This window comes from Archangium primigenium (assembly GCF_016904885.1).
GTDB classification, from domain to species: domain Bacteria; phylum Myxococcota; class Myxococcia; order Myxococcales; family Myxococcaceae; genus Cystobacter; species Cystobacter primigenius.
This window is the reverse complement of the sequence record NZ_JADWYI010000001.1, coordinates 8,971,518-8,985,716: the sequence shown is the minus strand read 5'-3', so window position 1 is coordinate 8,985,716 and position 14,199 is coordinate 8,971,518. Positions and strand designations below refer to the sequence as shown.

Sequence of the window (14,199 nt, the reverse complement as noted above, 5' to 3'; positions counted from 1 at the left end):
TGGGGACGGCGTCGAATAAGGGACGCCTCCCTTCGTCTGGAGAACCATGAACCGCTTGCTTGGCCCTGCTTCCCTCGGTGTGTCCCTCCTGGCGCTCGGCGTGGCCCTCTGGGGGCCGCGAGCGGAGCCCGTCGATGCGCCCCCGCCCGTCGCCGTCGCCCCGCCGGCCCGGTCCGCCCCGTCGCCCGAGCTGGAGGAGTCGGTGGAGGACCTGGAGGTGCGCATCAAGCTGCTCGAGGACAACGCGCTGAGCCTGTCCAAGCGCCTGATGCTGCTCGAGCAGCGCCCGGGCGGCGCGGGGGGCGCGGGTGCTCCGGCGTCCCTGGCCGCGGAGGTGGAGCAGCTGCGCGCGGAGGTGCGGGGGCTGGGCACGGGCCAGACGCTCCAGTCCGAGGGCGGACGGCAGTACTTCAAGGAGATGATGGTGTCGGTGCAGAACGAGATGCGCACCGAGCAGCTCCAGGCGCGCCAGCAGCGCGTGGAGCAGGACCAGGCGCAGGTCCAGGCCCAGCGCACCGAGCGCCTGCGCCGCTTCGCCTCCGACGCGCGGCTGAGCTCCTCCCAGGAGCGCGACGTCACGCGCCGCCTGGACGCGGAGAACGCCCAGCGCCAGGCCCTCTTCGACACCATGCGCTCGGGCGGCAAGGAGTTCCGGGACGTGCGGCAGGAGATGCGCGAGCTGCGCGAGAAGACGGACACCGAGGTGAAGGCCCTGCTCGACGAGTCGCAGCGCGCCCAGTACGATGACATGCGGCGCGAGGAGTGGCAGCGCGGCCGTCCCCGCGACTGGCAGCAGGGCTCGCGGCAGGGCCAGGGCCAGGGTCGGGTCGCCGGGGACCGGCAGCGCTAGGCCGTCGCGGGGGGCGACTCCTCGGGGGGCACCTGGAGGGGCTCCACCCGGGAGAAGGCCTCGAGCACGGTGCGCACGATGGCGCCCCGGCCGGTGACGAAGGCGCTCAGGTGTCCGCCGGGCAGGTAGCGCAGCTCCGCGCCCCGCCAGTGCCGCAAGAGGCGCAGCGTGGAGGCGGCGGGGACGAAGCCGTCCTTGCGCGCGGCCATGAGGATGGCGCGGCGCGGCTGGCTCAGGGGCGGCAGGGCGGTGGTGGACACGGCGGCGAGCACCTCCGCCAGCCGCGCGCGCGCCGCCTCGGGGCCGCCGAGCGCGCTTCCCAACGCGTCCCAATCTGGCACGGCGGACAGCACGCCCTCGGTGAAGACCGGGGCCGCGGAGTCGGCCACGGCCAGGGGGATGACGGCCACGGGCAGGGGAAACATGGCCGCGGCGTAGGCGGCGATGCTGCCGCCCATGCTGTAGCCGGAGATGCCCACCTTGGGGTGTCCCCGCGCCAGCAGCCACCCGAGCAGCGCCGTCGCCTCCACCGCCGTGGCGCGGAACATGAGCAGCAGGTCCGTCACCGTGCGCACCGCGGGGCCCACCTGGCCGGGCGGGCGGCGCGCGCCGTAGTAGGGGTTCTCCAGCAGCAGCGCGCCCACGCCCTCGCGCGCGAGCCTCCGGGCGAGGAAGCGCCGCAGGCCGAAGCCCTCGTCCCCCGAGGACGCCAGGAAGACGCACACCGGGGGCAGGGGCCCCGCCCCATGGGGCAAGAGGAACTGGAAGCGGGCCCGCGCGCACGCCTCGGGCAGGGAGCCCACCGCCGCGGGGCTGGGGAAGTGGCCTTCCTGGACGACCAGGGCGCCCTCGCGCCGCGCGGGGCCCAGGGTCACCTCGTGCAGCTCCGGGAAGGCGAAGCCCTGGGGCGCCCGGATGAGCTTCTCCAGGAGCGCGCTCGAGCCCCAGCCCTCCTCGAAGAAGCGGGGCCGGCGCGCCGCCACGAGTCTCGCGGCGAGCGCGTCCAGCCAGTGCATGCGGTTCATGGACCGCATCCTATACGCCGCTTCAGGGCAGGTCGTGGACGAAGCCCTGCGCGGGCTCGGGCGCGTCCGCCACCGACTCCAGCGTGTCCGCGGGCGGCACCACCCCGGGCGTGAGGAAGTCGGGCAGGCGGTGGGGGTCGTACCAGGGGCCCTGGACGGGCGCGCTGTCCGCGGGCTGGGCCGCGAGCGCCTGGGGGATGTCCGCGCCGCTGGCCACCGTCTTGGTGAGCGTGAGGCTGTCGCGCACGACGTTGCTGGAGCTGATGAACTTCGCCGTCAGCGTGCCCCCGTCCACCGCCACGTCCAGGTAGCCCACGTTGGTGTTGTCGCGGAACGCGGACCAGCTCGGCTGCGAGGTGCCGAAGGGGCGCAGGGTGGCGCCCCCGCTGCCCACCACCAGGTAGGGAATGCCGCGCGTGCCCGAGGCCGCCACCTCGCTGCCCTTCATCGGCTTGGAGCGCTCGTAGTTGTGATCATGCCCGGTGAGCACCAGGTCCACCCCGTACTGCTCGAAGAGGGAGGCGAAGGCGTTGCGCGTGCTCGTGCTCGAGCCGTGCTCGCCGCTGGACCACACGGGGTGGTGGAAGAAGACGATCTTCCAGGGCTGGCGGGTGGCCGCCAGGTCCTGCTTCACCCACGCCTGCTGCAGCGCCTTGGTGCACTCGGCCGTCGGGAAGCTGGAGCAGTTGGAGTCGAGCGACACGAAGTGCACCGGACCCCAATCGAAGGAGTAGTAGCGCTCGCTGCCCGCGGGGTTGTTGCTGGGCAGGTAGAAGTTGTCCAGGTAGGGCTGGGCGTTCTTGGTGATGTACTCGTGGTTGCCCGGCGTGGTGAACAGGGGCGTGCTCCGGAGCAGCGCCGCCATGGGCTTGAACATGTTGCTCTGGAACTCCGCCTCGGTGCCGGAGGAGTAGGCGTTGTCGCCGAGCGTGAGCAGGAATTCACCCGCGCGCGAGGACTGGCCGAGCAGGGCGAGCACCTTGGACTGGAGCGAGCCACCCGTGCCGAAGTCCCCCATGGCGGTGAAGCGCACCTTGCGGGTGTCCGGGCCGGTGGCGCTCTGGAAGCTGCGCACGCCGGTGGTGGAGCCGCACGCCTGCACCACGTAGCTGTAGGTGCGGCCGGGGGACAGGCCCGTGAGCTTGATCGCGTGCTGCCAGCCGGTGGCGGTGGCGGTGGCCGTGCGCGACACGTCCGCGCCCTCGCCGTAGCGCACCAGGGGCGAGCAGGAGGCGCTGGTGCGGAACGCCACGATGGCGCTCGTGGTGGTCACGCTCTGCAGGTAGGGCTGGCGGGGCAGCGCGGGGCCGGAGTCCGCCGAGGACGGCGGGGTCGGGGTCGGAGTCGACGACCCGCCCGCGCCACAGGCACGCGCCTCGGTGATGGAGCCCCAGTCGTTGGCGGTGTTGCCATTGACGGTGACGCGCACGTAGCGCGCCGTGCGCGCCGCGGAGAATGCATACGTCTGGGCGGCCGTCGTCAGGGCGCTCGTGCCCGAGCCCGCCTGGGTGAAGGTGGCGCCGTCGGTGGAGGTGGACAGGACGTACTGGTTCTGGCGCTTGTCGCCCTGATGCCAGGCGACGGCGACCCCGGAGAGGGATTGGGCGCTGCCCAGGTCGAGCGTGAGCCACACGCCCTTGCCCAGCGCGCTCCAGCGCGTGCTCAGGTTGTCATCCTGGGTGTGGCTGGCCACGTTGCCATCGCCGTCATCGCCGCTGGCGGACGGGGTCTGCGTGGGCAACACGTTGCAGTTGCTCACGACGATGGCGGACTCGTTGGGCTTGCCCACCTCCTCGCCGGAGGACTCCTCGGCGGGCTGCTCGGTGGGCTGGGAGGGGGCCTTGTCCGTCTCCCCTCCAATGGGCGTGGGCTCGGACGCGGAGGGGACGGGCGGGAGCGCGGAGTCGGTCTCGGGGGAATCACCACAGCCCGCGACGAGCAAGACACCCAGCAGGCGGGACACGGACAACAATCGGTTGGGTTTGTGCATCGTGGGGCCTGCAACGGGTGCGCAACCCCCCCATTTCCCCTTTGGAAATGTTTCCAGGTCTGTCTGGCTACTGTCCGGCCGGGCTGCCCAGGAAGGACCGCAGGAAGTCATCCGCCTCGGCGGCGATGCGGCCGAGGGACGCCACCAGCTCATGGCCGTCGTCCACCTCCACGAGGCGCACGTGGCGCTGGTCCCGGGCCCACTCGCGCGAGTAGCGGATGTCGGTGGTGGTGTCCTGCCGCCCATGGATGAGCAGCGTGGGCACGCGCACGTCCGGCCAGCCGTCGCCGCGCGCCTCGCTGGCGTCGAGCTCCCGGATGAACTCGAAGTGCACCCGGGTGTCGCGCTTCTCCGCGTGGTCCCGCGTGCCCCACCAGCCCGACTCCCGCCACTGGCGCAGCCCCTCCTCGCCCACGTTGCGCCGCATCTGCTCCGAGGCCCGGAGCGCCGGCGCGAGCAGCACCAGGGCACACACCCGCGCGTCCTCCTCCGCGACGCGGCACGCCGTGAGCCCGCCCAGGCTGGAGCCGAAGACGACCGCCCGGTCCCGCTCGCCGCCCAGCGCCTCGCGCACCGTGCGCATCATCGCGCCCAGGCTCAGCCGCTCGAGCGAGGGCTGGCGCAGGTTCAGCCGCTCCAGGTGGATGCCCTTCCGGGCGTAGTGCTCGGCGAGCGCCACGCCCTTGGCGGAGGCGGGGCCCGAGGCGAAGCCGTGCAGGTAGAGCCAACGAGGTGACATGCTCATGGCGGCGCACTCTACCCCCGGGGCGGGAAGGTGGTATGCCCCGGCGCATGACCAATGCTCCCGTGGCGCTCATCACCGGTGGTTCGCGTGGCGTGGGCCGCGCGCTGGCCCTGCGGCTCGCGAAGGCGGGCTACGACATCGTGTCCACCTTCCGCCGTGACGCCGAGGCCGCCGCCTCGCTCATCACCGAGGTGGATGCCCTGGGCCGGCGCTGCCGCACGGTCATCGCGGACCAGCTCGAGCCGGCCAGCCTCCACGCCGCCTTCGACCTGGTGCAGCAGGAGTTCGGCGGGCTGGACGTCTTCGTGGCCAACGCCGCCTCCACCGCCTTCGCCCCGCTGATGCAGACCAAGCTGCACCAGATGGACAAGACGTTCAACGTCACCGTGAAGAGCTTCCTGCTGGGCGCCCAGCGCAGCGCGCCCCTGATGGAGGGCCGCAAGGGTCGCATCGTCATGGTGTCCGGCATGGACTCGCGCATGCCCTTGCCCTTCCATGGCCTGCTGGGCGCCATGAAGGGGGCCATGGAGATCCTGGTGAAGTACCTGGCCGCGGAGCTGGCCGGCAACGGCATCCGCGTCAACGCCGTCAACCCGGGCTACATCGACACGGACTCCAGCCGCTTCTACATGGGCGAGGCCTGGGACGCGCTCGAGTCGAAGGTGCGCGAGAGCGTGCCCGCGGGCCACGTGGCCAGCGCGGACGACATCGCCAAGGCCATCGAGTGGCTGTGCGCCGAGGGCTCCTCGTACGTGAATGGCCAGACGTTGGTGGTGGATGGCGGACTGGAAATCAATTACGCCATGCAATTCGCCAGCGCCATCACCCAGTCCTCCAAGTAACCCCGGCCCCGAACCGACCCATGTCCATCCGTCTGCGCCTGTACCAGGTCGATGCCTTCACCTCCCAGGTCTTCGGAGGCAATCCCGCCGCGGTGTGTCCGCTGGACACGTGGTTGCCGGATGACGTGCTCCAGGCCATCGCCCTGGAGAACAACCTGTCCGAGACGGCCTTCGTGCTGCGCGACGAGGTGAGGGGCTGGCAGATCCGCTGGTTCACCCCCCTTCAGGAAGTGGACCTGTGTGGCCATGCCACGCTCGCCTCGGCCTATATCCTCTTCACGCGGCTGGCGCCGGGTCTGGAGCGGGCCCAGTTCAACTCGCGCTCGGGCCCCCTGGTGGTGACGCAGGGCGAGGACGGTTGGATGGAGATGGACTTCCCCTCGCGGCCGCCCGAGCCGTGCGCGCCGCCAGACGGGCTCGCCGAGGCCCTGGGCGCCACGCCCCGGGAGACGTGGCTGTCGCGTGACCTGCTGGCCGTCTTCGACAGCGAGGAGGAAGTGCGGGCGCTCAATCCAGACATGGGCAGGCTCGCCGCGCTGGACGTGTTCGCGGTGGTGGCCACCGCCCGGGGCGCCCAGGCGGACTTCGTCTCGCGCTTCTTCGCGCCGCGCGTGGGCGTGCCGGAGGATCCGGTGACGGGCTCGGCGCACTGCTCGCTAGTGCCGTACTGGGCCCGGGAGCTCGGCAAGTCCAAGCTGCTCGCGCACCAGGTGTCCGCGCGCGGCGGCGTGCTCCAGTGCGAGGACCGCGGCGAGCGCGTGGGCATCGCCGGCCAGGCCGTGCTCTTCCTGGAGGGCTACATCAGCCTGTGAGCCCCGTGCCGCCGGAGGGGAAAGCTTTGATGTCGCAAGGTGACGGATTGCGTTAAATCAGGGATAAATCATTTAGTCGTGATTTGCGGGAAATCGTGGTATGAGGCGCGCCATGACCACGATCACCCATTCGAAGCGTTCAGGCGGTTGGAAGCGTTTCCTGGCGTTGGGCCTTGGCGGCACGATGCTGCTCGCCGCCGGCTGTGGCGGCGAGTTGGAGCAGGGCGCGCCGGAGCAGGCCGGGCAGCAGGAGCAGAAGCTCGCGGGCTGGGTGCAGATCTGGAGCGACGAGTTCAACGGCACCAGCGTGGACCAGTCCAACTGGTCGTACATCACCGACATCCACGTCAACAACGAGCAGCAGCAGTACACCACCTCGTCGTCGAACGTGTCGGTGAGCAACGGCACGCTCAAGCTCACCGCCCGCGCGGAGTCCAAGAACGGCTATCCGTTCACCTCGGGCCGTCTGGAGAGCGCGGGCAAGCGCCAGTTCGGCCACACCCGCATCGAGGCGCGCATCAAGATGCCGGTGGGCCCGGGCCTGTGGCCGGCCTTCTGGCTGCTCGGCAGCGACATCAACCAGGTTGGCTGGCCCCAGTGCGGTGAGCTCGACATCATGGAGAACGTGGGCTACGGCGACTGGATCTCCGGCGCCCTGCACGGCCCCGGCTACTCGGGCAACACCCCCATCAACTCGCGCTTCTACCCGAACTCGTCGGTGAGCAACTTCCACGTGTACCGCACGGAGTACTCGCCCTCGGACATCAAGTGGTTCATCGACGGCGTGCAGGTCAAGCAGGTCAACAAGGCCGACGTCACCCGCTACGGCAACTGGGTGTATGACAAGCAGTTCTTCATCATCCTCAACCTGGCGGTGGGTGGCTCCTACCCGCAGGGCGTGAACGGCGCCTCCTCGCCGTACCCGGGCGTGCCGCAGTCCACGCTGGACCTCATCCGCAAGACGCCCCAGTCCATGGAAGTCGACTGGGTGCGCGTCTTCCAGTGGCAGTAAGTCCCCCGAGGGGATGACGCGTCCCTCGGCTGCCTGGGGCAGCCGAGGCGGGGCGGGTCTGGAGGCGCTCACGCCACGGACTCGCCCTTTGCTTTTCCCAAATAGGACAGTTGCTGCCGGAGGATCTCGTCCTCGCGGAAGTAGCCCAACAGGGCGACGGTCAGCGCATCGGGAGAACGGAAGCGCTTGTCTCGATCGAACTTGCCCAGGCTCAGGGCCTCCGTGGCCAGGAACACGCTCAACACTGCGGCCTGGTAGACCTCGCGGACCTTGATGGACACCTCTTCGGCGAGGTGGTCCGGGTAGCGCGCCTGCCACCGCTCGATCTGCTCGGTGATGATGCGGTGGTGCTCGTTGAGCTGAATGACGTTCTGCGCGTCGATCCACTGCGCGAAGTGGTTCTCGGGATCCTCGAAGTCCGTCTTCTCCCGCCAGAGGATGTGAGGAGGCTGACGTGGGTGCTCGATGCGCCTCGCGTTCTTCTGGTCACCGCCCTCCGCGTGCGTGTCGTTCGGCGTCCTCGCGGAGAGGGTGTGTGTCCGGCGCTCGCCCTGCCTGTCCGGGAGGAGGGGGTCAACCGGGTCGCCCGAGACGCCTGGACCCCCAGGCAGGGGCGTGTGGGGATCCATGGACTCGGCGCCCCCACCCTCGACGACCATCAACTTGCGCTGCTTGAACTTCTTGCCCCAGAGCTGAAGGTACTGCGACAGGCGCTCCATCAGCTTGGAGGTCAGGCCGGACTCCTCGCGCTGCTCGCCGAAGGCCGCCGCCAGCGCCTGGCGGATCTCCTCGGGCATGTGCCTGGCGAACTCCGCGAGCCAGTCATTCACGGGCAACGAGAGATCTGGCGTGAGCGAGCACTTGAGCGCGCTTCGGGCGCTCTCCGGGTAGACACCGCGCACGTCCGGGGGGTTGTCCAAGGGGGGCTCGATGATGACCCAGAGCCGGGATCGGACGATTTGCGGTGTGACCCCCATCGTGCGGTAGGCGGAGTGGTGCGAGGTCACGTTGTACAACTCGTCCTTGTAGAGCACCCCGATGAAGCTGTGAGCGGGCCCCTGGGCGGCATCCGGGAGATCGCCGCTCCGGAGGAGGAACCAGTGTGCGCGTGTGCTGTTGCTCAGCGCGACGGTGCCCGTGCGCACGTCCGCCTTGTCCCGCTTGCGCTCCTGGGTGATGTGCGTCCGACCCCCGTACAGACCGATGTACGCGCCCTTGCGCATGAGCCCCTCGATGGAGCTGCGGCCCTCGTGGATGGTCTTGGGCCAGTGGGGCTTATGGGTGTCGTTCAGGAACCGGTTGACCGTGACCTCGGCGCCGTCGGGGAGTGTCCAGAAGCGGTGATTCAAGTAGTGGATGAGGTTCTTCGAGGCGCTCTTCTCGGTGATCCTGGACGGGTCGCCGAGCACGGTGTCGTCCTCGGGCCTGTTGCCCAACAGGACGATGACGGTTCCGTGCTGGTCGATGATATCGGGTTTGACCTTGCGCCAATCACATCCGTGCTCGCGGTCATCAAAGGGCTCTACGACGTTCTCATCGTCGAACTCCTCGAAGTCGCGAAGTCCATACTCACCGGTCCGCGGGTCCTTCTGGATCCAGATCATCGAGGCCGAGCCCTCGACCCAGGACACGATGACAAGACCGTAGGTGTTCCAGGGCATCAGCGAAATCTTCGCGCCAATGCCGAAGTTGTCGTGTTCACCGCCGATGCGCTTCTCCCCGCTGCCCGCGTACGAGAAGTAGTCGTACAACTGCTTGCTCGTCATCCCCTTGCCATTGTCGGCGATGAGCCGACGGTACACGCCCAGGTTCGTGACGGCCTGATACTCGACTCCGAAATGGACCTGGGTGGCGCCGGCTTCGAGGGCATTCTTCAACGTCTCACGTGCCCACTGGAATGGCTGGCATTCGTTGTACGCGCGATTGATGAAGTTCTGGACCTCTTTGTATTGCACTGGCTTGAACGCCATCAGTCCCCTCCCGAGGCGTCCATCCTACGTCCATCCCGACGGGCCTGAAATGGCGTGCGGGTGGGGCGCGGCTCACCCCTGCGCGCCTGTTTAGTGGAGCGACTGGTTTGAACGGCGCCCCATACCCCAAGAGGGGTAGTTGCCCTGACCCCCGTGCCTGTCGCGTCTGTCGGTCCAATCCCTGGCGGAAGCGAGGGCGGGTCATGCGTCGGGTACTCCGTGCGGTGGGGTGATTTTCTCCGGGGCCGCGCATAGCCTCCCGGGGATGAGCAACGACCCTCACGACCTCGCCCGGTTCGTCCAGGCGCAAGAGGATGGTGGCACCTACGCGCGGGCCCTCGCCGAGCTGCGCCGCGGGCGGAAGACGTCCCACTGGATGTGGTTCGTCTTCCCCCAGGTGGCGGGGCTCGGCCGCAGCGCCATGGCCCAGCGCTTCGCGATCGGCTCGCTGGAGGAGGCGCGGGCCTATCTCGCCCACCCGGTGCTCGGGCCCAGGCTGCTCGATTGCGCGCGCGCCGTGGCGGAGTCGTCCGCCCCCTCCGCGGATGCCCTGCTCGGGGACATCGACGCGCAGAAGCTCCGCTCCTCGATGACGCTGTTCCTGCGCGCCGAGCCCTCCCAGGCCCTGTTCCAGCGGGTGCTCGACGTGTTCTTCGGCGGGCAGGCGGACGCGGCGACCGATGAGCGGCTGTGAGCCCCCGCCCGAGTGTCCGACATCGCCATGAGTTCGTTGGACGGGCTTCAGGACGCTTGATTGTGCCCGGGTGGGGGGATGGATAAGAGGGGTCCCCGCCTGTCCCTCGCGCCCCCATGACGCCTCCGCCCCCCATGTCCGCTCACTCTGGCCGTCTCGATGTCCTCGCGGGTGGTGAAATGGCCACGCGCGTCCGGGAGTTCGACTGGTCGACCACGCCCCTGGGCCCCCGGGAGGGCTGGCCCCCCTACCTGGCGACGACGGTCCACAGCCTGCTGCGCTCGCCCCTGCCCATGGCCCTGCTGTGGGGGGCCGAGGGGCACCTCGTCTACAACCAGGGCTATGCCCTCCTCTCGGGGACTCGGCATCCCGGGAGCCTGGGGCGCTCGGTCCTGGAGATGTGGCCCGAGGCGGCGGACTTCAACCGCTGCGGCCTCGACGCGGGGCTGCGTGGCGAGTCGCTGTCCTTCAGGCAACAGCCCCTCGTCCTCTCCCGCAACGGGACGCGGGAGGAGGCGTGGATGGATCTGTTCTACACGCCCCTGCTCGACGCCCAGGGGGGGCCCGTGGGCGTGCTGGCCGTGCTGACGGAGAACACCTCGAGCGTGCTGGAGGAGCGGCGCCGCCAGCGCGCCGAGGTGGAACTGCGCGAGGCCAACGAGCGCATCCAGTTGGCGCTGGGGGCCGGCGCGGTGATTGGCCTCTGGGCCTGGGACGTGGTCCACGAGCGCTTCACCGCCGACACCCGCTTCGCGCGCCGCTCCACGCTCTCGGCGGAGGAGCTCGCCGTGGGCGTCCCGATGGCGAAGGTGGTGCAGTCCATCCATCCGGAGGATCTCGCCAGGGCCGAGGCGAACCTCTCCCAGGCGCTCGAGCGGGGAGGCACCAGCCGGGCCGAGTTCCGCGTCCGGCAGCCGGATGGCTCCTGGTTGTGGATCGAGGCCAATGGCCACGTGGAGCGGGATGCCCAGGGCCGGGCCGTGCGCTTTCCGGGCGTGGTGCTCGACATCGACGCGCGCCGCAAGGGCGAGCAGCGCCGGGCCTTCCTGCTGGCGTTCTCGGACCGGTTGCGCACGCTCTCGCGTCCGCGGGACATCCTGGCCGTGGCGACCGAGATGCTGGGTCAGGAGTTGAGCTTGCACCGCGTGGCCTACGCCGAGGTGGACGCCGAGGCGGCCACGGCGACCCCGCTCGCGGAGTGGGGCGAGGGGTCGGCCTTGCTGGAGGCGATGGACGCCGCGTCCATCGCCGAGCTGGCCCGGGGGCGGACGGTGGCGCGCGACGGTCAGTGCCCGGCGGGACGCGCGGTGCTGATGGTGCCGCTCCTGCGGGCGCGGCGGTTGCGCGCGGTGCTCTGTCTGCACCACCCCCGGGCGAGGCCCTGGCCTCCAGAGGACATCGCGCTCGCCGAGGACGTGGCCTCGCGGACGACCGAGGCCGTGGACCGGGCCCGCGTGGAGGCGGAATCGCGCGCGCTCAACGCCACCCTGGAGCAGCGCGTCGCGTTCCAGACCCAGGAGCGCAACCGCCTGTGGGCGCTCTCCCAGGCGCCCTTCCTCATCACCGACCGGGAAGGGCGCTGGCTGAGCATCAGTCCCGCCTGGACGGAGCTGCTCGGCTGGTCCGAGAAGGAGCTGCTCGGCCGGGACGTGTCGTGGCTGGTGCACCCCGAGGACCGGGTCCAGACGCCTGGGGAGCTCGAGACGTTGTCCGCGCAGGGCGGCAACCTCCGCCTGGTCAACCGCCTGCGCCACCAGGATGGGTCCTACCGGTGGTTCTCGTGGCTGGCCGTGCCGGCGGACGGTCTGTTCTATTGCATGGCGCGTGACGTGACCCAGGAGCACGCGCACCAGGAGGAACTGGAGCGGACCCAGGAGCAGCTGCGCCAGTCCCAGAAGATGGAGGCCGTGGGCCAGCTCACCGGGGGCATCGCCCACGACTTCAACAACCTGCTGGCCGGCATCATCGGGGCACTGCAACTGCTCGGGCTGCGGATCCGCAACGGCAAGCTGGACAACACGCAGCGCTACATCGACGCGGCCGTCACCTCGGCCAACCGCGCCGCCGCGCTCACCCACCGGCTGCTCGCCTTCGCGCGTCGGCAATCGCTGGACGTGAAGCCCACGGACATCAATGCCCGGGTGGCGGCCCTGGAGGATCTGCTCCAGCGCACGCTGGGTGAGAAGGTCGCGCTGCGCCTGGCGCTCGAGTCCGGGCTGGGCCCCGCGCTCACCGACAGCAGTCAGTTCGAGAGCGCGGTGCTCAACCTGGTCATCAACGCGCGCGACGCCATGCCCACCGGCGGGGTGCTCACGATCGAGACGTCCCAGACGCACCTGGACGCGGCCGCCGCCCAGGCCTTCGAGGGGCTCGCGCCGGGCAACTACGTGCGGGTGTGCGTCCGGGACACGGGCCAGGGCATGCCACCGCACGTGGTGGCCCGGGCGTTCGAGCCGTTCTTCACCACCAAGCCCATGGGCCAGGGCACGGGGCTGGGTCTGCCGATGATCCACGGGTTCGCGCGCCAGTCCGGCGGCCACGTGTCCATCGAGAGCGAGGTGGGCCAGGGCACCGCCGTCACGCTGCTGCTGCCCCGGCACGCGGCCGAGCTCGCGCCCGCGCTGGCGGGCACGACGACGGGCGAGGCCCCCCGCGCGCTGGCGGGAGAGACCGTCCTGGTGGTGGAGGACGAGCCGTCCGTGCGCATGGTGGTGATGGACGTGCTGTCGGACCTGGGCTACCGGGCCCTGGAGGCGGGCAACGCCCCGGAGGCGATGCCCCACCTGGAGGGCCCCGCGCGCATCGATCTGCTCGTCACGGACGTGGGCCTGCCGGGGATGAACGGCCGGCAGCTCGCGGAGGTGGCGCGCCAGAAGCGACCGGGTCTCAAGGTCCTCTTCATCACGGGGTACGCCGAGGGCGCGGCGGTGCGCGGCGGCTTCCTGGCCGAGGGCATGGAGATGATCACCAAGCCCTTCGCCATCGAGGTGCTGGCGGAGCGGCTGCGCGCCATCCTGAGCCCGGACTAGCCGTTCTTCATCGTCATGTCGGCGTTGAGCTCCACCCATGTGCGCGTGGAGGCCGCGCGGTAGAGCGCCTCGATGAGGCGGATGTCGCGCAGGCCCATCTCCCCGGGGGTCCGCACCTCGCCCTTCTCCGCGATGACCTGGGAGAAGTGGTCGAGCTCCCCGGTGAACTGCTCGGCGCTGCTCTCGGTCAGCACCTCCTCCGCCTTCTGGGCGTTGCTCACCGTCAGCCGGTTGCCGTCGTAGGCGGTCGCCGGATCGAGCGTCGCGACGAGCTTGTCCCCCCACAGGTCGATGCGCTTCTTGTCCGCCGTGTATCCGGAGGAGATGGTGGCGCGCACGCCCGAGGGAAAGACGAGCTCGGCGGTGAAGACGTTCTCGACCTCGGTGAAGCGCGCATCGTCCGGCGGGGAGAACATCGACGCGGACACCGCGTTCGGGCTCTCGCCGAGCAGCCACTGCAGGCCGTTGAGCGAGTAGATGCCGATGTCCACCAGCGAGCCGCCCCCGGCGATGGCCTTCTTCACGCGCCACTGGTCGCGCGGGCGCGAGGGGTCGAGCGGCCGGTGGTGATCCGACGACGCGAACCAGACCTTGCCCAGCTCGCCCGCGTCCCGCATCTCCTTGGCGCGCACGTTGTGGGGCTCCCAGTGCGCGCGGTAGGCGATCATCAACTTGCGGCCCGCCGCCTTGGCCGCGTCGATCATCCGCTGGCACTCGGCGGAGGAGTTGGCCATGGGCTTCTCGCACAGCACGTGCTTGCCCGCCTCGAACGCCTTCACCGTCAGCTCGGCATGCGAGGAGTTGGGCGTGACGATGTAGACCACGTCCACCTCGCGGTTCTGGGCGAGCCGGCCCAGGGTGTCATAACCGTAGAGGTTCGCCGTCTTGATGCCATGGCGCGCGGCGACGGTGCGCGCCTTGTCCGCGTTGCCCGACACCAGCGCCGTCAGCTTCGAGCGGCGCGCCCGGCCGAGCGCCGGCAGCACGTACTGCTGGGCGTAGTGACCGAGGCCGACCACGGCCCAGCCGAGCTGCTTGTCCGCGGGCAGGGGCGGCTCCTGCTCGAGCTGGGGCTGGGGCCGGCCGGTGGGCCCGGTGGGGATGTCCTTCGCGTCGGCGCGGCCCGCCACCACCAGGCTGCCCAGTCCGAGGACCGAGCCAGTCATGAACAGACGGCGGGAGGGGACGGGGCGGGGTTCGTCGGACACGGGGGCTCCTGGGGGAGAGGGC

11 protein-coding genes are annotated in these 14,199 nt (G+C 70.3%); 6 read left to right on the top strand and 5 right to left on the bottom strand.

Features of this window, described 5'->3' with window-relative positions:
* Positions 1-46: 46 nt before the first annotated feature.
* Entirely contained in the window at positions 47-850 is an 804-nt protein-coding gene (locus tag I3V78_RS36845; protein ID WP_204495437.1) for a hypothetical protein, read from the top strand.
* Here I3V78_RS36845 and I3V78_RS36840 read toward each other — a convergent pair.
* From I3V78_RS36840 to I3V78_RS36830, 3 genes are all read right to left on the bottom strand, one after another.
* A complete protein-coding gene (locus tag I3V78_RS36840) occupies positions 847-1,875 on the bottom strand; it encodes an alpha/beta hydrolase family protein (RefSeq protein WP_204495435.1) in 1,029 nt (342 codons plus the stop codon). The genes I3V78_RS36845 and I3V78_RS36840 overlap by 4 nt on opposite strands.
* Positions 1,876-1,897: 22 nt before the next feature.
* Entirely contained in the window at positions 1,898-3,865 is a 1,968-nt protein-coding gene (locus I3V78_RS36835; RefSeq protein WP_204495432.1) for a metallophosphoesterase, read from the bottom strand.
* Between the two features lie 67 nt (positions 3,866-3,932).
* The gene (locus I3V78_RS36830; RefSeq protein WP_204495430.1) at positions 3,933-4,610 is read right to left on the bottom strand and encodes a YqiA/YcfP family alpha/beta fold hydrolase; all 678 of its coding nucleotides are present in this window, start codon (positions 4,608-4,610) and stop codon (positions 3,933-3,935) included.
* A gap of 47 nt (positions 4,611-4,657) precedes the next feature.
* Here I3V78_RS36830 and I3V78_RS36825 point away from each other — a divergent pair, with 47 nt between their 5' ends.
* From I3V78_RS36825 to I3V78_RS36815, 3 genes are all read left to right on the top strand, one after another.
* Positions 4,658-5,452, top strand: a complete 795-nt coding sequence (locus tag I3V78_RS36825; protein ID WP_239576931.1) for an SDR family NAD(P)-dependent oxidoreductase — start codon at positions 4,658-4,660, stop codon at positions 5,450-5,452.
* 20 nt (positions 5,453-5,472) lie between these two features.
* Positions 5,473-6,264 carry a PhzF family phenazine biosynthesis protein gene (locus I3V78_RS36820; protein WP_204495425.1) on the top strand — a complete coding sequence of 264 codons (792 nt, stop codon included), beginning with the start codon at positions 5,473-5,475 and terminating at the stop codon, positions 6,262-6,264.
* A gap of 112 nt (positions 6,265-6,376) precedes the next feature.
* Complete coding sequence (locus I3V78_RS36815) at positions 6,377-7,276, top strand: glycoside hydrolase family 16 protein (RefSeq protein ID WP_204495423.1); 900 nt, start codon at positions 6,377-6,379, stop codon at positions 7,274-7,276.
* A gap of 68 nt (positions 7,277-7,344) precedes the next feature.
* On the opposite strand, the gene I3V78_RS36810 is transcribed toward I3V78_RS36815, so the two are convergent.
* Complete coding sequence (locus tag I3V78_RS36810; protein ID WP_204495420.1) at positions 7,345-9,246, bottom strand: ATP-binding protein; 1,902 nt, start codon at positions 9,244-9,246, stop codon at positions 7,345-7,347.
* A gap of 265 nt (positions 9,247-9,511) precedes the next feature.
* Between I3V78_RS36810 and I3V78_RS36805 the strand changes: the two genes are divergently transcribed.
* Positions 9,512-9,940, top strand: coding sequence for a DUF1810 domain-containing protein (locus I3V78_RS36805; protein WP_204495418.1), 429 nt, complete (start codon positions 9,512-9,514; stop codon positions 9,938-9,940).
* A 179-nt stretch (positions 9,941-10,119) separates the two neighbouring features.
* Entirely contained in the window at positions 10,120-12,969 is a 2,850-nt protein-coding gene (locus I3V78_RS36800; protein WP_204495416.1) for a PAS domain-containing protein, read from the top strand.
* Here I3V78_RS36800 and I3V78_RS36795 read toward each other — a convergent pair.
* Complete coding sequence (locus I3V78_RS36795) at positions 12,966-14,177, bottom strand: Gfo/Idh/MocA family oxidoreductase (protein WP_204495410.1); 1,212 nt, start codon at positions 14,175-14,177, stop codon at positions 12,966-12,968. The two genes, I3V78_RS36800 and I3V78_RS36795, sit on opposite strands and share 4 nt — an antisense overlap.
* Positions 14,178-14,199 lie beyond the last annotated feature (22 nt).